Here is an 18904-nt window from a genome sequence, read left to right as displayed (position 1 = left end):
TTGTGATATCCATAAATGTCGTTTCTCTTATAAACGGCAAATTCATTCAATTTATTACAAAAAACATACTTTTGAGACATGCTCTATTTATCACTAAACTTCTGTCTAAGTATAAGTTTGAAAGTTCACAAGTCGTTTCAGGTGTCAAAGTGCAGGAATGGCAAGCAGCTAAGTTAAGTTGTCCCACTCCTTGTCCTTCTGATTCAATACAAATAGGGTCAGAAGAACAGTCTGTTGCTCTGAATATAGCACTTTCAATAATTTTCCTCAAGTTGTCCAAGTCGTTGCATAAGTTTGAAAGACCACCTAAATACCCGTCTGTTCCGTCAAAAGCTGAAATTAAAAATCCGTGCATTGTGTCACTTACAAATAGTCTTTCAGAAAGTGATGATGTTGGATAGCCACAAACGTATTCTAATTCTCTCATTAGTAAATGTGAAAGAGTATGAATTAATACCTTTCTTGGAGTAAGTGTTTTAGCAATTATCTGATGAGATTTCCAATCTGCATTTTTAGCGTTATTTTTTATTTTGTCAGTTCTTTCAATAACGACTTGTTGTTTTTCCCATTGTTCTAATTTGTTTTTGTCTAAAACGAATAGAATTCCCTCACCATAGCTTTCTAACGCTGGTAATGTTTTTGAGTCAAAATTATTTTTTGATACAGATTGTCGTTGAACAGTGTATTCGTATTCGGATTGGTTTTGTAAGATTGAATCTATGTCTATTGGTTCGTTACGAGTAAATGAAGTTTGAACTGTTGTTTTTTTCAATTTGTCAATCTTTACCAATTTTGAAAAGCCATTAATTTGGTCTGTACAGTCAATTACTCTGAATTTAATTTGTTTGTTATCTGGCTGTTCTTTTTCTAGGAAGTAATCATATTCAGCTTGACGATAAACATTATCTGGAATGTATTGAATGTCTCCTGATTCTAAATATTGTTGGATTAACTCTTTGTCAATTTTCTTTTGAATACTTACTAATTGAATGATTTGTTCATTGGTAAATTGAGCACTTTCAACCATATTATCAATATCAATTCTCACTTCGGATGAAAGCGGATTTTGCATTTCAGGTATAAACAAACTACTTAATGTGTTTGCATAATAAACGCTATTACTCGTTTTGACCTTAACTGAAATACTTGGAGACATACTTATACCGCATTCTTCTTCGTGGAATTTACCGTTAAGTTGACCAAGCCAATATTTCTTGCCATCACACTTTTTTTCAAAATTGAAAATACCTTTAAGATTGGCTTTCTTTTTACAATTCTTACACTCTATCCAAATACCTGAAAGTTCAGTGTTTTCTCGACTTATTTTATAAATTAAATCTTGTTGATCACAACATTTTTTTGAATAATCTAATTGTGGCCCACTTTGTTTTTCATTTTTTTCTTCATCCTCAGTTTCTTCAACATTACTTTTATCTGATGGCAAGCGATTGTTCCAATACTCCCAAGGCAAGTCGTGAATATGTCCATTACTGCAAGTCAGAACAAATCTTATTTGTTCTAAATGATTTTCCTTGCAATCACGATTCGCACATTTAGGAGGATTAAAAAAATCTAAATTTTTGCCTGCACTTCGCCACCTATTTTTCCACTCAAAGTATGAAGCAAAGCGGTTACAATGAGTACAATAAAACCATTTTGGAAAATAATTTGCTTTAGGTCTAACCTGATGCAAAAATGAATCTCTATCTGTTGGTATTGCAACTAAATGTTTGAGATTTGGAAATCTATTTTTCAGTCGTTGTAAAAGCCTATCATCTTTAATTATGTAATGAGCTAATTTCTCATTTAAGTCTGAATAACCCCAATTATCAAATGTTTCAATGATAATTGAATTGTCTGTTGTTTCAATTATTGAACCAACTCCACCATAATTTGAAATATGCTTACTTCTACCGTGTTTAATTTTATCGTTTGGCATATATTCTAATATTGTCTGATTAATATTTCTGCACTCGGTTCTACGCTTCTCATAGATTGCATTGCAACTAATGTTTCATCATCATTTTTCTTTTCTTGCATTGGCACCATCAAAGATTCTTTAGGGTGGTTATACCAATAGTATTTCAAGTTTCTATCTGCTTCAACTTTGTATTTCCAATCTCTTAGGATAATATCTACCTTTTCCATTATTAGTTGAATATCATCTTGAGCGAACTGGTGATTCTGGAAAAGTTGTAAAAGGTTGCTTTTGAGTTCATTTTTCACTCTATCATCAATAATTGCATTAGCCGCATCATTGCTTGTGTATTGAGTGGTATGTCGGAAATAAGCTAGAATTAGCGTAAACAGCATTTTATCAAGTGCATTCTCCGCAAAAGGAGTTACACTTAATGGTTCAACTTGCTTATAAAAGGTTTTGTGAAACTGAACAAAATCCTCATAGAACGATAAATCTCTACTATTGAATGGGTCGTATAGAGTAAATACAACACCTTCATTTTTTCTTGCAACACGGCTACTAGCCTGAATATATTCGGCTGTATTTGGTGGCATTCCGTTCATTATCATCACACCTAAACGACCAACATCAAGACCAACGCTTATCATATTTGTTGCAAGCACTAAATCATATGCCTTATGGTCTTTCAAATCTCCATTAAACTGAATGTCGAGTTTATCTAAGTTCTTCTTAATTTTTTCATTGGGTATTCGGCTAGTTAATTCAATATTTCTGTATGAAAGTTTATTGTAATTGTTTGCTGAATTAAAGTCATCTATCAAATACCTAACTTGAAGCTGTTTGATTATTGGTTTTAATTCTGAATTTATCTTATTTGAAAAACGACCGATCTCCTTTAAACTTTTGAAATAAGAAAGCAAAGTCCAAAAGCTATCAGCATCAGCTTTTTCAGATGATTTTTTCCAAATTTCAAGCCTTGCAAAAAGTAAGGAAGCTAATAATTGAAGGTTAGTAATTACAGTAGTTTTACCGGTAGGTAAAACACCAATGTATTTTCTCTTGCTTTCATCAATTACTTTTGAGAAAAATGTGTCGTCCGAGTTTGTGGCATATTGGGGGAAAACTCTTGCTTCACGACCATATAACCCTAAAATTTGTTTATCAACGTTTTTTACTGTCGCAGTTGATGCAATTATTTTAGGATGGTTGCAAATTTCTAAAAGTGCATTTTCAAAAAGACCAACAAGACTCCCAAGAGTTCCATTTAACAAGTGCAACTCGTCCTGAATAATTAACTCAGGTTTTCTATTGTCACCATAGTTAAAAAGGGTAGTAGCTTCACCTCTCCAAGCGATTGCAGCAAACTTGTCTACTGTTGCAAATAAAATAGTTGGTGGTTTTGAATAAATATCATCATCAATCAATACTATTGGTAACCCACCATTTTGTTCAGAATAATGACAGGCTTCATTTAAACAATGGCTTTTTAAATGCCTATCAATTCTATGCCCAATTTGATATGCTGCATCATTTCCCGAAAGCTTTGAAATTATTTTAGTGTTGCACCATTGACAATTTGATAGTTGAAATGGATTTATCACAAAAGTGTTTCCTTGGTTTAACTTCTGTTGAGTTGATTGTAATTTTCTTTGTGCATCTGCTATACTGTTTGGAATTGTTTGTTTACCTACCCAAAAACCAATAGTGATTTTTTTATCTCCTAAATCTTTATGATTACTGCGAATAAACTCGCAAGCCAATATCATTTTAGAAGCTCTTTCAAATTGTTGAGCGGATAGAAGCCTCAAAGTATAGCGAATAATAATATTTACACCATCATAGCTTGTCGGATATTCTAATCTTCTCCAAAAAATTAAAAATGCTGAAACTGCTAAATATGCTTCTGTTTTACCACCACCCGTTGGGAAATAAAGCAAATCAATTAATTCCTTTTCAGTACTATTCTCATCAACAAATGATGCTAAACATTGAAGAATAAATGCTAACTGAAATGGCCGCCATTCAGGTTCTTTGATTTCTCCTTTGCTATTTTTTGGAAATTGTAAAACTCCATACTCTTCAAATTTGTGTTGTAAAACATCATTTCTTTCCCATACTTCAAAACCTTCCTTTTTGGTGCCGAAATGTTGAGCAGTTTGGAACATCTGCAAATAAATTGCTGTGTTCGCTAATTGAAATGCTCTTAAAGCCTTTTCATTCTTTTCGAGTTTGTTAATACCATTGCTAATTCTACTAAGAATTAATTCGCATTTAGATATATTTTTTTGACCAAGCTCATTTCCATTTGCTGCTTGACTTTCATTATTAATCCAATTTCTATAGGCATCTGCAACTTTTTTAAGGTTTTCGATTATCCCATTTTTATCTGAATTATAAATAGAAAGATTTTTGATGTTAAGAATCTCACCCTTTATTTTATCCGTTTCTGAACTTTGGCTTTTTACATCATAATCAGGTAAAAAAGTCGATTGAATCCATTGGGGGGTGTTTGGTGATTGAGCGTTTTCCCAAGTGCAAGCAGTATTATGTCCAATACCAAAAGCAAGTTTTTCACGGTATAGATAGTCTAACATTCTATCCTCATCCGTTTTGTATAAATGTGATTTATAGTCTCTAAAAGGTAAAAGCTTTTCAGTCTCAATTTTTATCTCTGTTTGAAAACAACTTACTTGATTGACTTTTTCTTTAGAAAGTGAAAATTTGTCTTTAGGGATTTTTACTCTGTTTTCAATTACAGCTTTGATGTAGTATTTGTCAGGGTAATTTGAATAAAGTTTCAGATGAAATACAAGGTTTTCCTTTAGCTCCTTGTGCCAATTATCAGAAATACAGTTTGGTAGTTCCGATAATTTTAATTCGATGTGTTGATTTTCGGCTGAAAGAATGTCGGCAATTTTTGTTTCAAATTCAATGCTGTTATCGTTACGTTTGTATTTGTCTTTGAAAAATAGTTTTGAAATGATTTTATATAAGGCGTGGTCGTAAGAAGTAGCTTTGCCTAACGATTTTAAGCCTTCTTGAAATGCCTGATATTCTGCGGTTAGTTTTCCGTCTTTGGTTCGCTGTACTTTTTTGCTTTGAGAAATCAATTTCGTTTCTTCATCATAGTGTACAATGCTATTCAAACCGTGTTCGCTCAGCAAATTAACACCTTCGCCATTGTAGGAGATTTTAATTTCTGCAAAATCTGCTTTCTTGTAATTTCCAAATCTTATAGTTGATTTAAACTTTTGACAAGACTTATCTACTGCGAAAGTTATCCCAAAATGTGAAGGAAAAAATGTATTCGCACTGTATTTTGGTTGAGTATCTGTCTTCTCGACTTCATCATCTTCTTCAAATATCTCTGTTTCCTTTTTTTCTTCATCAGGAAATTCAAGTTTCAGCTCTGTTAAATCGTCTTCATCCTCTTCTTTCATTTCCTCTTGCCCATTGTCACTACCATTTGTTTGAAGTTGCTTTGGAAAAAGTATCCCTGTGAAATATCTCTGTAATGGTTTTCCTTCTATTATCTCGTTTGCAAAATCATCATTGCAAACAAAAATATCAGAACCTGGACCTAATAGTTCTTTTTTAACCCTCTCTATAATTATATTTCGATTTTCTTTTACGCTCATAATTCAAATAGTTGTAATGTTTTTTCATCTAAAGTTTCAATACTGTCATTAAAGACTTCTTTACTTAAAACCGTATGTAAAGGCATAAACTCCTCTACGAATGCTCTCAAAGTGGATTCATTAAAATTTCGTTTTTGCAAAATCTCTCCAATTTTATTTTCTCTTAAAAATAATCTTAGCTCTTGTTTTAATCCTCTACCAAGAACAATCATTGTGCTATTGTATGTTGTTTTAGATTTTAAAATTGGCTTAATCAAAGTGTCAATTTCAATATCAGTTTTATCGGAGAAGTATTGTTTAAAAATTGCACGAAGGTCATTTTTATACATTGGAAACTTTCTAAATCCTTTTCCATATGTTGCAAGTGTATTTGGCAAAATTCTTAACCCCTTTTCTTTTAATTTTTTGTATAATATTTCGTCTCCGAATTTATTTCTACGTTCATTTATTAGCTGTTTCCAATAAACTGAATGCTCTTCAACTTTGCCAAAAATATCGGGTTCAGTTTCAACTGCAACTTGATACAAATTTTCTGCAAGCTGCTCTTTCGGGTAAACTCTAATTTTATCTCCGATTTTAATTTTATAAGTTTTATTTAGTTCGCCTCGCTCAGTAAAAATGGTGTCGTTACTTTCAAGATACAAGTGAGATATATTTGTTCCAACCTTATAAATCAACTTTTCTTCACTATCATTTAGTAATACATCACATTCATTTTTATATCCTTCATAAGCTCTGTTCCCAAAATCGTCTAGTCTTGAAACTATGCCATTTATAGTCGAACTAATATCAACTGAGTAATTTCTTGATTCTTGATACTCGATTCCACATATTGAAAGCCTATCTTTAGATTTTATTTCTTCTTCAATTAGTTTTTTTCTATTGTCAAGATATTTATAGTAAAGATTTTTTTCTTGCTTATAAACAACTAAAACAACATCAGAATTTAGATTGTACAGTAAATCGAAATCTTTTTGCCCATTGAAACTATGAAATACCAATGTTTTATTTTCAATGGCTATTCTTTTTAAAGCAGAAAAGGGGTGGATTTCTACTTTTCGATTTCGAACGTTTTTTATTGCAAAGTCAATATCGTTGTTGTCGAAAAAGGCAATAGTTTTTTTGTCTGATTGATTTAAGAACTTTATAAGCGTTTCCTGTTTTGGTAAGGTTTTTTTGAGATACTCCAAGAGCCTAAACAACTCATCCTTTGGATTATTATCCGCTAAATATTCTATGGTATAGCCACCATAATTTTCTAAGCCGTGTTCTAATTCTTTATTGATCTTTAATCTTTCAATTAGATTTTCAATTGTGTCTGGTTGGATTGCATTAATTGCTATTCTTAAAATATTTCCATAAGACTTGAGTTCAATTCCAAACTCAGTATTTACAATGGAGATTTTATTATCGAGGTTCTTTATAGAGTTCTCAATTTCCAGACTTGGCATGTTCTTAAATCTTATCATAACGCATTTACTAATTCAACTTCTTCTTTGAACCAATTCCAACAAGGAATTGAGTTGTTTTTCTGTGGAGTTAAGCTGTTTGATAAAATTATTAAATTGAATCCGAACCGTTGTTTGTCAAGTAGCATTTGTTCGATACTCGTAGCTTCTGTATCAAAAACAATAACTGATTTTAATCGTTTATTTTGAAGTAAAATGTTTTGATAACAAACTTCATACTTTGGAGTGAAATAAACTAAACAATCTGTTAATGCAGGAATTGACTTTGTCTCACTTAGATGATTCTCTTCCCTAGGATTTGGTAGATAAATTGAGGGTATTTTACTCTTTACATTTAAACTGTCCCATAAAGGTTTTTTTGAAATAAATACAGTTTTTCTGTCAAAATTCAACCTTGGGAACTCACACTTTTCCTTATTTAGGTTTTCAAAAAAGTCAAAGTAATTTTTTATAGTTCTTTCACTAATTCCTGTACCTTCTTTTAATTTTACATAGTTTTTTGTTAGCCTTTCATAGGTAATTCCTGATAAGGTTGCAGGGGAAATATCCGTTTTTCTTTTTCTTAATATTTGTCTGATAGTGTAGTCGTTATTTTCAACTTTGGTAATCTCATAATATTGGTTGTCTTTTATTCTTTTCAACTTGTCACCGATAGCAAAATTGTCAGGAAGGTCGTAGTGGTTTTTATAGATGTCATTTGCCAACTCAATATATAAGTGTTTTGCTATTTCAAATAAGGAGTCTTTTGCGTTTTGGAAATTTATGTGAAGCGGTTTGTTGTCGTAGTAATGTTTAAGAATAACTTTTACTGTCAGAGCTACAACATTATTAGAAAAATCATTTTCAAGATGTTGAACATCCTTGAAATTTTCTATAAGTTTCTGATAATATGTCTCGTTCAATATCATTTTCTGTCGAGTTTAGTCAGCGGTTGGAGCAAAAGCAAATGTGCTGCATTGGTTTGGCTTTGTGGGTGGGGTTGCAGCTCTTTTGATTTTGCTGAAGCGTTGGCATCTTATCTATCTTTTTCTGTTCGTTTATTGTTGGTCGTGTCGTCTTTTAGGGTGAGTGCTAACGTTTTGCGGCTTTGCGTAGTGGCGGATTTTTAGCACAAAAGTTCAATCGTAGAACTGCACTTGAACCTACCACAAAACTGTCAAACGAAGCACAACACCCGCCATTACGCAAAACCGCTGTTACCAGCTGGCGTTCTGTCGTCCGTGTCGTGAAAGTCAAGTATGATGAGGGTTTCGATGTCATTGTCAGGTTTGTGTTTGGTCTTTATGTGTCGGTTATGCGGTGGCGGTTTTAAAAATTTTTGAAGGGAAGGAAATTTTAAAAAATATTTTTCTCTGATGGGAGAGGTGGAAGCTCTTTTGCAAACTTTGGTTTGCGGGTGGGCTTGTAGCGGTTTGCAAATGTGCTTACACCAGTGTGTTGGATATTAAAAATCAGTTGGTAGTGATTTATCAGTTTCATCTTCGGGAAAGAGTTCAGAGAATTTATCTAATTTCAAATTATTATTAAAAAAATCAATCGCTCTTTCGTTATAAATAATAATTTGACTTGCCTGTATTTTTAAAATATCTGCAATTTCCTCCTGTATTTTTTCATTATCTTTTTTCTCAAAGACATTTACAACAAGTTTTTTCTTCGGGTTATCTTTTAAACCTTGTTTTATCACATCGTTTATGTGATTGTCTAAAAAACCATATCCCGAACAAACAATGAGATTAGCAGCTAAACAATGTTCCCTAAACTCATAAAAGTAAAACAAATATGGGTCGTATGATTGTAATTTGTTACTGATACCGAATATAATTGCAAGGTCATCAGTTTTAATGTCACCTTCGGTTTTTACTAATTGCTCGTCTTTTGTTTTTTGCCAATTTATAGAACCGTGAAGTTTATAAAGGTAAAAACTAATTTCACTATTCGTATCGCCATAGTCATAACGCCTGAAACTCCATTTGTCAAATTCATCAAACCCTAATTCTGTAAACTCATCTTTTAGATTTTGCTCAACACACAAGTCATAATTTAAGGTGAAAACTTTCAGAGGAAATCCGCTAAGTTCATTTTTGAAGTCAATCAACTTTTTATAGTAGCCTGACTTGCTTTTCCAATCAGAAGGCATTAGCCAATCGCCTCTCAACTCCTTTATTATGCTTTCTTTAAAATCGCTTACCAAGCTAATTTCTCTTTGTTTAGTAATAAACGGCTGTAAATCCTTTTCCCAACTACCAACAAATGTATAAGTGTCAATTTCACTTTTAGAGATGCCGACAATAATATCCAAAAGACTTACTAGGTCTTCGATATTGAAACCGACATTGGTTGGATTTACTCCTTTGAAAATCTGCTTTTGATAGTGAACGCTTTTGATATAATGATAAAGGTCTTTGAACTTTCTCCAATCGTTATCACTAAGTTTATTCTCTATGCGGCTAATCATCTGGTCAGAATTTAATATGCCAGCATCACAGCTTGCTCCTGCACCGAGAAGTATTATTAATTCGCTATCTGTAAATTTCTTCATATCTTATTACAAAAACCAAGGTTTTAAATTTTCAAATTCAATATGCTCTAACTCATAGTCCTCAAATTTTTTCAAAAAATCAGCAATTTTTTGGCAATAGAAAATTGACACAGGTAATTGCTTTGCTTTGAAGCCCCTCCAATTAGCACCTGATAAATTTATACAATCTTGCAAGAGGCTTTTTCTATACGAAATATTTTGTAATAAAGTCTTGGTATTTGAATACCAAAAATCAATGTAAATAGGGCTTCCTATTGGCTTTGAAAACGGAGCATTGTTGTATTGTAAGCCCTCAAACCAAACCAAATATTCATATTCTGATAATGTAATAAAGGTGCTTTCATAGGGAACTAAAGCATTTTTAGATAAATCATATCCAAAATACTTATGGTCGGAGTTTATAAGAATTACAGAAACATTTATGTCATTAGATATTTTTTTAAAAATAACATCCCAAACCTTTTCTTTGCTAATTCTAAATGGAATATGAATGACTATATCTTTATATCCATCTTTCACCGCTTGTTCAATAATGGTGGTTAATTTCGTAATTAAGGTTTTATAATAATCCGCTTCATTATCTGTTTCACTTAAAATCTGTATTTCTTTGAATAAACCGCTACTGTCAGTCAAAACTGAATAGGTCAGATATTTTTCGATTTTTTTTCTTGTAAAGCCATTCTCATCCGTAATAAAGGCTTCTTTATTTTTACTTCCAATGCCAATAATCAACCCTTCTTTGATTGCTGGTTTTACTTTCCAAGGTTTACCACCTGCCTTTGCAAATATTTGAAGCCCAATATTACTCAACGACCAACTTAGAGATTTAGTATTGCTAATGAGGTCTTTGGTTACTACTTGGCAAGGGATATTATTTTTTGTAAAAGTGTGTTTGATTAGAAAATATAATTTGTCATCTGCTTGATTTACTCTTGAGTTTGTAATAAAAATAGGCAAAACGTTTTTTCCTTTTTCCTTTTCAATCTTTATTTCTTCAACGATAGAATTTAAGACCTCTAAAGAAAGTTCGACAACTTTTTTTCCTTTAATGCAATCGTTATTAAATGGTATTTTGAACAAACTTTCAATGCCTGAAAATGTATTAGGTGAGGTTATGCCTTTTAAACCATTAAGTAAATTAATAGCAATGTTTCTATCAATGTCCTTGAATACAAAAAGAAAATTAGTTTCTTTTTCAGGATTTTGATAAGGCTTGTTCTTTTGCAATCCAAAATAAGGAGAGGCGTTTTCAACGTCATTTTGAAATTGATAAATTTTGGGATTTAAAGAATGGGCACTTATTTCTGTTAGCGATTGCGATAGCTGAAAATTTACCTCACCTATATGAATACTGCTTAGGGGTTGATAATATTGGCTAAAGAATTTTTTCAACTTTTCAAATTTGAATTGATAAAATGCTTTATTAGAGTTTCCTCTACTGTCTAAAGTTCCAGAAAGTTGTAAAATTCTTTTATCAACAGGAGAGCTTAGAGATTTCTTGTATTCTTGGCTCACCAAAAACTTAAAGTCAATTAAAATCCCAAACGAGTTTGTCTGTTTTAAAAAATATGGCTCTATCCAAATGGTTTCAACACCTTCATTATGCTTTTCAATCGGTAAATAAATTCTATGGTATTTATCCTTGTTTACTTCTATATCTTTTATGCCCTTAGTTCGTAACAGTTTTTTTAAATTATAGAAAATAAGACGTTTTGTAATGTCAATGTTTTCGGTATGTGATATAACCTTTCTTTCAAATCCTTCTTGGGCTTCAAATACTATAGCAAATTTTTCAAATTTATTTGCGTCATCAGAAGGTTTAAGATTTCTGATATAATAGTTACGCCTGTTCTCATCTGGTATCAGGTCTAATTTTTGACAATAGAAAACCGCATCAAACTTTTTAGGATTGAACTCTATGAAATTTAATGAAATAAACTCTTTCTTCATATCTTAATTTTTTACCGCAAATCTGATTTTATAAAGATGATGCAAGGATGATTTTATTGCTTCATAATGTTCAGAAATCTCGAATGCTTCAAAAAGAACTCTTTCAAAATTTACTCTATCAGTTTGTTCAAATTCTTGGGCTAAAGGAAATCTGTTCCTTTCTGCAATTGGTTGAAAAGCATTTATGATATTTTGCTTTTGTTCATCTGATAATAGCTGAAAATTTAATAGTTTAAAATCACGCTCAAATTTTGTTGCTCTTAAATCAAGTGCACCTAAACCTCTACCAAAACCGAAACTTTCAATAAAAAACATACTTAGAACGCTGTTTAATAAGGCAAGCAGTAAAACTCTGTTTTCATCTTGATGCTCCGCTTTAATTGAAAGTCCAATCATTCTTTGGTCAATGAAAGAACGATTAACAAAGGTTGCAATGAATAAACTTTTATCGTAATTCACATTAGCGACAAAGTCAGCCATATTATCGGTTTTCATCTCATACCAAAACATGTTTGCTCTACGCAAAGATTGGGTAAGCGGAACGCCTGTTTCGTTGTTTTGATTTTCAAAACTTCTAATCCATTGCAAAGCACCTGTATGATTGAGTTGTTCTAATTCTTCAATACTTCTTGAACAACAAAATGCTTCTCCATCTGCTGAACAATAAAGTCCTGATGTTCCTCTTAGGTTTTTCAGAACTGGTCTTATATATTCCGCTTCAATGTTGTGACCAGATGCAGGATAAAATAAGGGATTCCAACCTCTTCTTTCACCACGAGTAAACTTGAAAATCTGATTGCAATCAATTAGTTTTTCTGAAACTTCTGTAAGCCAATTAAGATTTGCAAAGTAACCGCACCAAGGAACACCAATAGTTTCAAAATTGGTTATCTCATTTACTGAATAATTTTGAACAGCTACAAATTGATTATCAGTTTCCAACAAAATATTTTCGCTCAATTGTTTAATGTCAGGTATTTCGTCTATGCTTTCTTTTAGGGTGCAAAATGAAATTGTTCTGTTTTGGTCTATTGGAGTATTTGGGTTCCGCTTTTTTGCAATTAAGAAAGTAGTTACTACATCTGCATTGTCAAACCATTTTCCTTTTCCTGAAATTACAACAGTTTCAATGTCATAGAATTTTTGAGTGAGCTCTAAGAAAATTTCTCCGTAATCAGTTCCCAACCAAGCATTAGAAAGTATCAGCCCAATTTTTCCGTTTTCAGAAAGTAGTTGATGTAAATAAAATGGGATATAAGCGAAAATGTCGCTTTTGCCACTTAGTGATTTTGTAGTATCAGCTTCATCTTGAATGAAGTTGTTTATTTCTGTTATGTTCGGGTTTAGTACTTCAATTTCTTTACTCTTGATGAATGGTAAGTTTGAAACAACATAATCAATAGTTGGGAAAATTTTTACAATATCGTTTCCATTGTTTGGGTCTTTGAAAGTTACATTTTGCCCTGTTGCTAATTCAATCACATCTTTTCTAAAAATGTTAAGCACCTTGCCAATGTTGTTTGGCTTTGCCAAAGTAAGTGTAGACAATTGAATAGGGAAAGAATGTTTGTCTGATGCCCAAATACTGTTTATAATTTCGTCTTGATTAAACTCGTATTCTTGTTTGAGCAAATATGCTTGATTGATTATTGTTCCTGTTCCGCAACAAGGGTCAATTACAATTCCTTCTTTGTCTTCTATTGTTAATCTAACCAATAAATCCGCTAACTTTTTAGGAGTAGCAAATTGTCCGGCTACTTTACGTTTTGCTGAAACAATTGAAGATTGGAGTAAATTATGAAGGATTTCGATTTCAATTCCTGCAATGTTGATTGATGAAAGAAACTGATTTAACTGGATAATTTGTTTCCAAGCAGAATTTGAAATGAACTCAATTGCAAGGTTATCACTGAAAATATTCCAAAAATTACAATGCTCGGATATTGAGGCAATTATGTCCTTTGCTTGTTCAATCGAAGTTTCATTGTTTATTGATTCTATTGCTCTTGCTTCATTAAAATGCCTTTTCAGCACATTTGCGAAGATGATTTTGAAAACCCAATCGGTTAAAATTACTTTTGAAAGAGTAGGTAATTTATTTGAAGCGTCTTTTATTGCAGTCGGATTATAACCATATTCTGTTGCCGAGGATAGCCACCAGTAGTTTATTTGGGCTTCAAGTCTTGGATTTCTCCTAAAATTTGCCCTTATGTTTTCTGCTGTTGAGGATATATTTTCGAGAATAACATCAATGATTGCATCAACAGCTAAAATTTCTGTTGAAACTTCATCTGAAATTTCTCCTGATTCAAAATAGCCGTTTAAGTCTGAAAGTATGGTATGCAGTAATGATTTCCAAAGAGTTTCTTTTGGCTTTACTTCTGTTCGGTTATTAATGTCAATGTCATTCCAAGTTTTTAAAATTGAGAATGAATCTCCTTGTTTAGAATAAAGAACGGCACTCTTTACATTCCACAGAATAAAACTGTCTCTTTGTAAAATCTTAGCTTTTTTGATTGCATTGCTAATTAATTCAGCATCATTAATTGGTGTGTCAGGCATTTTCAATTCCCAACCCTGCAAAATGATATTTCTTGTTTGGTCTTTGAAAATCAACACATCAGGAAATAGACTTGATTTTTCGTTGCTTATGGTGCTTTCACCACCTGCACTTTTAAAGTGCCAACTTTTATTTGCAAGATGCAAGCTGATTTCACTTATAACATCTATTGCCCAGCTTCTTTCGTTGTATGTAACTTTTGCCATTTCAGGTAATTCAATTAATAAATTGCTGGACTTGCTTTTGCCTTTCCGTTTTTATAATTAAGTGTATGATATTTTGCAATTGGCTCATTGAATAATCTTAAAGTTGATTCTTCAATCTCCTTGCGTTTAAGTGTTTCTTGAATCCTATCAGTGCAAATTTTAATGTAATCAACTGGTTTAACTTTGTGAAGTAAAACATCTTCATTTTTCTCAATTCCAATAAATTGTCTGTTTTCAAGAATTGCAGAAAGTAGAAAGCTTCCACTTCCACAAGCATTGTCTAGAACAACATCTCCTAGTTTTGTAAAGGTCTTTATCAGGTATCTTCCTAATTCAATTGGCTTTTGTGTCGGATGCAAAACAGGACCTTCCGATTCTGCTGTTTTTATATATACAAAATCGTCTATTGGTTGTTCTTCGTAGCATACAACATCATTCGGGTATCTGTCTCCATTACTTTTAACGTGTCTTGGTTTGAAATCTCCATAACTACCTGTGTATTGGTCTTTTCTAATGCCTTTGTCGTATGCCTCTCCATTTGTCATTTGAGGATTATATGTAGGCTGTTTTTTATAGAAAATACAAATGTCCTCGTGTTTACGCAGTGGTTGCTTCTTTGCATTTAAGAAGTTTGTTGATTTAGATTTTATCCAAACGATTTTGTATTTGAATAACTTCTCATTACTCATAATCAATTTTGCAGTAAACAGTCCCTGTGCAGTCAATGCAATTGCTCCATCATCTTTGATGATTCTTTCATAATGTTCCCAAAGTTGGTCTAAGTCAATTACCGAATCCCACTTGTTTTGAGTTGTTCCGTATGGTAAATCACAAAGAATCATATCAATGGATTTGCTCGGAATATTTTTCATAACCTCTAAGCAGTCGCCTTGAATAACTTTGTTTAAGTATTGTTCTATTGATTTTGCCATTTCTTAAAATTTTAAATTTCCTTGTTTAACCTTTGATACTCTGTAGTATTTCGCTTTTTCCTCTGCCAGTGTCAATAATTCTGTTGAGTCCGGAACACGATAAATCATTTCTGCTATCTTTTCACTGAAAAATTCTTTTTCTAGTTTCTTGATGTCCAGCTTGAAAACTTTGGCAAGTTTGGGAAGTATTTCTTCTGGAACATTGCGTTTTTGATTTTCAATCTTGGAAAGCGTTGATTGGTCAATATCAAGTGCAGCAGCAAGTTTTGTCAGAGTTAAACCGTGTTCAACTCTCAAATTGTGTATGTATTCTCCAAATGTTTCTTTCATTACCTTGAAATTTTCGCCTTGACAATTTTGTCAAAAATACAATTTATTTTCATAACCTGAACAAGTGCGTGGGAAAAATTTTGCTCTTTTGGTTTTGCGGAAGGGATGGCATTGTGTGTCAGGGCAAAACCAAATGTGCAAAGTGCGGATAGGCATAAAATTATCTTTTAAAATGTGCGGTGGGAAAAATTTTTAAAACCATTTGGGTCGGCTTGGGTGTCAGCAAACTTGTCTGGTCGGTGTCGAGTTACAGCGAAATGGTCAACCGATTTTTTGTCGCCCGAAAGTTAGTTTGAAAGTCAAAAGTCTGGACGTTTTGTTGTCCGTCTTACGGTTGCACGGTCGTCTTTTAGGCTTGCTTATAACGTTGAGGGCTTTGTGCTGTACTGGTCGTCTGTGTTCCGTCAGCTTAGTTACAGAAGCCCGATAAGGAAACAAAGTAAATTATTTATTCTTTAGTTCAATAGTATTCCGTCTGACCGATATGTAGCTGATAAGCGATTTGCTGCTGATGTTTATTCCGTCAGCCAGCATAGCATAAAGCCCCATGTTGTACGTTCGCCCTTCTGTCGAGTGTGGTGACATAAAAAAAGAACTCCCGCCGCAGCAGGAGTTCCGTTCATTACTCGAAAGACTGATAGAAATTTGCTATGTCTTTCTTTAATGCTGCATAGGCTTCGCCGTATTCATCATCATCTTCTTTTAATTCTTTCAAATCTTTCAACACCTTTTCAAGCCATACATGCAGAGCATCATGTTCAGCACCTTTCATGCTGCACTCTTTTACCAGCGTATCTATTTTCGTTTTCAGGTTCGTATAAAGTTGAATTCGTTTTCCAGCATCTGCATACGTGCTATCTCTTACGACCTGCACCATTGCTGCAACGTTCTTCTTTGTTGCTTCATCAGCTTTCCATTTGGCGCTGTTGTTTAATGGAACTGTTACAACTTTCTCCAGTTTATCATTTCCGGTGTTGTATTCATGCTGTTCTGCTGTTTGTTGATTGGTGCATGATACAAATGCTACCAGTAAGATTATCAATAATTGTTTCATTTCTTGCGTTTTTGTGTTGATTAATCATCGTCCTTTTCTTGTTGACCTGCATTGCCTTCGTTCTCTCCTCCGTTTTCAGTACCATTATTCAATGCAACACCATTTCTGATTTCAGTATGACGGATTTGTCCACCAAGGTGCGCTGTTTGCGCCATCAATCCGCCGGAAGTAATAGCCAGCAGTAAAATAACAACCTTGAATACACGGGCTGCTATTTGCCATCTGAAAGAGAATAATGCAACTAAAGCCGCAAGTCCAGCTACTGTAATCGCAATCATTGCCAATTTAGCCACATCTTCGTGTCTTTCAATAATGGCTTCGGATACTCCTGGCAGGTTTTCAATGGCTTCTTCCGTACCTTCTCCGGTAAAGAAAACAGGTATAGCTGCGATGCCTGCAACCAAAAGCAAGACGTAAGAAGTTTTTGTAATGATAGAGTTTTTTATAAAAAATGCCAATGTAAGCATTATTAACCCTACGAATGATAGAATAACAGGCACATGCGTTAACGCTAAGTGCATTTGAACACTATTCATAAAAATATATTTTAAGTTTTAAGTAAATGGAGATAGTCTCTTTTGAGACAAGCTGCGAAGTGGTTATACTCTCGGCGGATGAAAAATGCTTCCTAAATGTTGTTGTGGGGTATAAGTATCAGGAAAGATAATCTTCTTTTCAGTAGGTAAAGAAGCAAGCACATTCGTCTGAATGATTGGTGCTACAATTGCATATCCAATGCTGTAAACCGTTATGTTTTTGAACGGCAACTGTTCATCTTCGGGCAAATCCGCATCCTTGTGGTCTGATGCATAATGGTCATCGAGAAAAGCAATGAGAGAAACACCGTCTTGCTTTTGATGTTTTATATAATGTTCAATCAGCAATGGGAGTTTAAAGAGCTGTCCCAATGGTGTTTGTATGGACACCATGAGAACCAAGAGAAATATGGTAACAGCATTCTTCATTGGGATAAATCTACTTCAATCCGAATTGTTGTTCTATGACTACAGTCATTTTAGCTATAAAGTTTTGCAAAACCTTTGGGGGAAGTCAACAACACTTAGCAAGTGTCGAACTGTTACGCTGCGTCCAGTAGGGTGACGTACAACGTTTTGGCGCTTGGCGAAGAAGCGGATTTCGATGCACAAAACTGTCAACCCAGCACAAAAAGTTGATACGAGGTAGCATGTTCAATTAACCACTGAACCCGCTTTTTTGCCAAACGCCTGTTAGCGGTTTGTGCTTCTTGTCGTTCAGTTGTTGTCATACGAAAATCTTCAACGTAAAAGTATTATTTGTCTGGTCGAGAAGTTGTAAAACGGAATAATCTCCTAGTCCTAATCCGAAATGTAAATAATTCTCTACAAGTTCTCTCTCACTGTCTGAAGCAGTCATTGAACCTGTGTTTTTAACTGCTAATTGTTCAATTGAATTGTCAGGTTGCAACTCAACAGTCACAACCATATTATGTAGGTCAATTTTTTGTTTTGATTTTATTGAGTGTTTCATATTTAATTTTTTTCGTCAAGAACGTAAAAGTAAAAATTGCTTGTCCCTGGTTCTGTTGCGTTAACGTGAACGACTTTTACATTTTCAAATTTGTTACTAACGAACTTAACCATAAGTTGATTGGGAACTCTATTTCCACCTAAAGCACCAACTGACCCACGAAAACCAAAAGGTTCTAACGAAGCTGTGTCATAAGTCGTCTCTTCTGAATTAATGTGTGCAAAAATTCCACCACCAGCATCTTCAACGTCAACCTTTACTTTCTTGTCTGCTTTGTAATGAGTTGCTGTAATTGTAAATGCGTGGTGTCCTTTTGTCGGGTGATAAATTTTGTATATGGTTACATAATTTTCTCCAACTGTTTTGTATTCTCTTGTGTATTTGAATGAAATGTAGTCGTCCGAATTAAGAACATACTGATAGCCAGTATATTTTGTCTGTGAATAAGCATTTGTCAAGAATACAGTCAGCAGAACCGTAAAAATTGTTTTGGTTAAGATTGAAATTGTCTTTGTCATTTTTGTTTGTTTTTCTTTATGCCTACTCTGGTCGGTTTTCGGCTTCCCCGTTGTCGGTCTGCTGTGTTGTCATAGCATAACCGCTAACGCGTAAATTTATGTTATAATCCGCTACTTTTCTAAAAAAATACACCTTGATAGCCAACTACTTAACATTATACAATTTCAATTTTCGTTAGGACAATCCACTCGGCTCTTTTTGTAAAACAACTTTTTACTGTTTATCGCTATCACTTCTTATAGATTGCTTAAAATCAATGCTTTACTGTTATCAAAAT

General features: G+C 33.4%; 14 protein-coding genes. All 14 read right to left on the bottom strand.

The window, feature by feature from the left end; genetic code table 11:
• Window positions 1-46 precede the first annotated feature (46 nt).
• On the bottom strand, window positions 47-1939 hold the full coding sequence (gene drmB / locus JK139_RS06025) for a DUF1998 domain-containing protein (RefSeq protein WP_074420464.1): 1893 nt from the start codon (window positions 1937-1939) through the stop codon (window positions 47-49).
• 5 nt (window positions 1940-1944) lie between these two features.
• Window positions 1945-5559 carry a helicase-related protein gene (locus tag JK139_RS06020; RefSeq protein WP_074420465.1) on the bottom strand — a complete coding sequence of 1205 codons (3615 nt, stop codon included), beginning with the start codon at window positions 5557-5559 and terminating at the stop codon, window positions 1945-1947.
• Window positions 5556-7010, bottom strand: a complete 1455-nt coding sequence (locus tag JK139_RS06015; protein ID WP_218330814.1) for a hypothetical protein — start codon at window positions 7008-7010, stop codon at window positions 5556-5558. The genes JK139_RS06020 and JK139_RS06015 overlap by 4 nt, the downstream gene beginning before the upstream one ends.
• 14 nt (window positions 7011-7024) lie before the next feature.
• On the bottom strand, window positions 7025-7936 hold the full coding sequence (locus tag JK139_RS06010) for a hypothetical protein (RefSeq protein WP_074420915.1): 912 nt from the start codon (window positions 7934-7936) through the stop codon (window positions 7025-7027).
• 536 nt (window positions 7937-8472) lie between these two features.
• Window positions 8473-9567, bottom strand: coding sequence for an SIR2 family protein (locus JK139_RS06005; RefSeq protein ID WP_218330813.1), 1095 nt, complete (start codon window positions 9565-9567; stop codon window positions 8473-8475).
• Window positions 9568-9573: 6 nt separating this feature from the next.
• A complete protein-coding gene (locus tag JK139_RS06000; RefSeq protein WP_218330812.1) occupies window positions 9574-11517 on the bottom strand; it encodes an argonaute/piwi family protein in 1944 nt (647 codons plus the stop codon).
• 3 nt (window positions 11518-11520) lie between these two features.
• Window positions 11521-14283 carry an N-6 DNA methylase gene (locus JK139_RS05995; RefSeq protein ID WP_218330811.1) on the bottom strand — a complete coding sequence of 921 codons (2763 nt, stop codon included), beginning with the start codon at window positions 14281-14283 and terminating at the stop codon, window positions 11521-11523.
• 14 nt (window positions 14284-14297) lie between these two features.
• A complete protein-coding gene (locus tag JK139_RS05990) occupies window positions 14298-15215 on the bottom strand; it encodes a DNA-methyltransferase (RefSeq protein WP_218330810.1) in 918 nt (305 codons plus the stop codon).
• Window positions 15216-15218: 3 nt separating this feature from the next.
• Window positions 15219-15545: a helix-turn-helix domain-containing protein gene (locus JK139_RS05985; RefSeq protein WP_140999529.1), complete on the bottom strand. Its 327-nt coding sequence runs from the start codon at window positions 15543-15545 to the stop codon at window positions 15219-15221.
• Window positions 15546-16167: 622 nt separating this feature from the next.
• Window positions 16168-16599 carry a hypothetical protein gene (locus JK139_RS05980; protein WP_218330809.1) on the bottom strand — a complete coding sequence of 144 codons (432 nt, stop codon included), beginning with the start codon at window positions 16597-16599 and terminating at the stop codon, window positions 16168-16170.
• A 20-nt stretch (window positions 16600-16619) separates the two neighbouring features.
• Complete coding sequence (locus JK139_RS05975; RefSeq protein ID WP_218330808.1) at window positions 16620-17135, bottom strand: hypothetical protein; 516 nt, start codon at window positions 17133-17135, stop codon at window positions 16620-16622.
• A gap of 63 nt (window positions 17136-17198) precedes the next feature.
• Complete coding sequence (locus JK139_RS05970; protein ID WP_218330807.1) at window positions 17199-17528, bottom strand: hypothetical protein; 330 nt, start codon at window positions 17526-17528, stop codon at window positions 17199-17201.
• Window positions 17529-17862: 334 nt separating this feature from the next.
• Window positions 17863-18108 (bottom strand): hypothetical protein, encoded by a 246-nt coding sequence (locus JK139_RS05965; protein ID WP_218330806.1) that lies wholly within the window; start codon window positions 18106-18108, stop codon window positions 17863-17865.
• Window positions 18109-18110: 2 nt separating this feature from the next.
• A complete protein-coding gene (locus JK139_RS05960) occupies window positions 18111-18626 on the bottom strand; it encodes a hypothetical protein (protein ID WP_218330805.1) in 516 nt (171 codons plus the stop codon).
• Window positions 18627-18904: the final 278 nt, after the last annotated feature.

This window comes from Hydrotalea lipotrueae (genome assembly GCF_019249625.1).
Taxonomy (GTDB): Bacteria; Bacteroidota; Bacteroidia; order Chitinophagales; family Chitinophagaceae; genus Hydrotalea; species Hydrotalea flava.
The sequence above is the reverse complement of the archived record's forward strand: the minus strand, read 5'-3'. Positions and strand labels throughout refer to the sequence as shown.

Coding starts and splice junctions, on each gene's coding strand:
- drmB (WP_074420464.1), bottom strand. CDS start 1,939: ATGCCAAACGATAAAATTAAACACGGTAGAAGTAAGCATATTTCAAAT.
- JK139_RS06020 (WP_074420465.1), bottom strand. CDS start 5,559: ATGAGCGTAAAAGAAAATCGAAATATAATTATAGAGAGGGTTAAAAAA.
- JK139_RS06015 (WP_218330814.1), bottom strand. CDS start 7,010: ATGCCAAGTCTGGAAATTGAGAACTCTATAAAGAACCTCGATAATAAA.
- JK139_RS06010 (WP_074420915.1), bottom strand. CDS start 7,936: ATGATATTGAACGAGACATATTATCAGAAACTTATAGAAAATTTCAAG.
- JK139_RS06005 (WP_218330813.1), bottom strand. CDS start 9,567: ATGAAGAAATTTACAGATAGCGAATTAATAATACTTCTCGGTGCAGGA.
- JK139_RS06000 (WP_218330812.1), bottom strand. CDS start 11,517: ATGAAGAAAGAGTTTATTTCATTAAATTTCATAGAGTTCAATCCTAAA.
- JK139_RS05995 (WP_218330811.1), bottom strand. CDS start 14,283: ATGGCAAAAGTTACATACAACGAAAGAAGCTGGGCAATAGATGTTATA.
- JK139_RS05990 (WP_218330810.1), bottom strand. CDS start 15,215: ATGGCAAAATCAATAGAACAATACTTAAACAAAGTTATTCAAGGCGAC.
- JK139_RS05985 (WP_140999529.1), bottom strand. CDS start 15,545: ATGAAAGAAACATTTGGAGAATACATACACAATTTGAGAGTTGAACAC.
- JK139_RS05980 (WP_218330809.1), bottom strand. CDS start 16,599: ATGAAACAATTATTGATAATCTTACTGGTAGCATTTGTATCATGCACC.
- JK139_RS05975 (WP_218330808.1), bottom strand. CDS start 17,135: ATGAATAGTGTTCAAATGCACTTAGCGTTAACGCATGTGCCTGTTATT.
- JK139_RS05970 (WP_218330807.1), bottom strand. CDS start 17,528: ATGGTGTCCATACAAACACCATTGGGACAGCTCTTTAAACTCCCATTG.
- JK139_RS05965 (WP_218330806.1), bottom strand. CDS start 18,108: ATGAAACACTCAATAAAATCAAAACAAAAAATTGACCTACATAATATG.
- JK139_RS05960 (WP_218330805.1), bottom strand. CDS start 18,626: ATGACAAAGACAATTTCAATCTTAACCAAAACAATTTTTACGGTTCTG.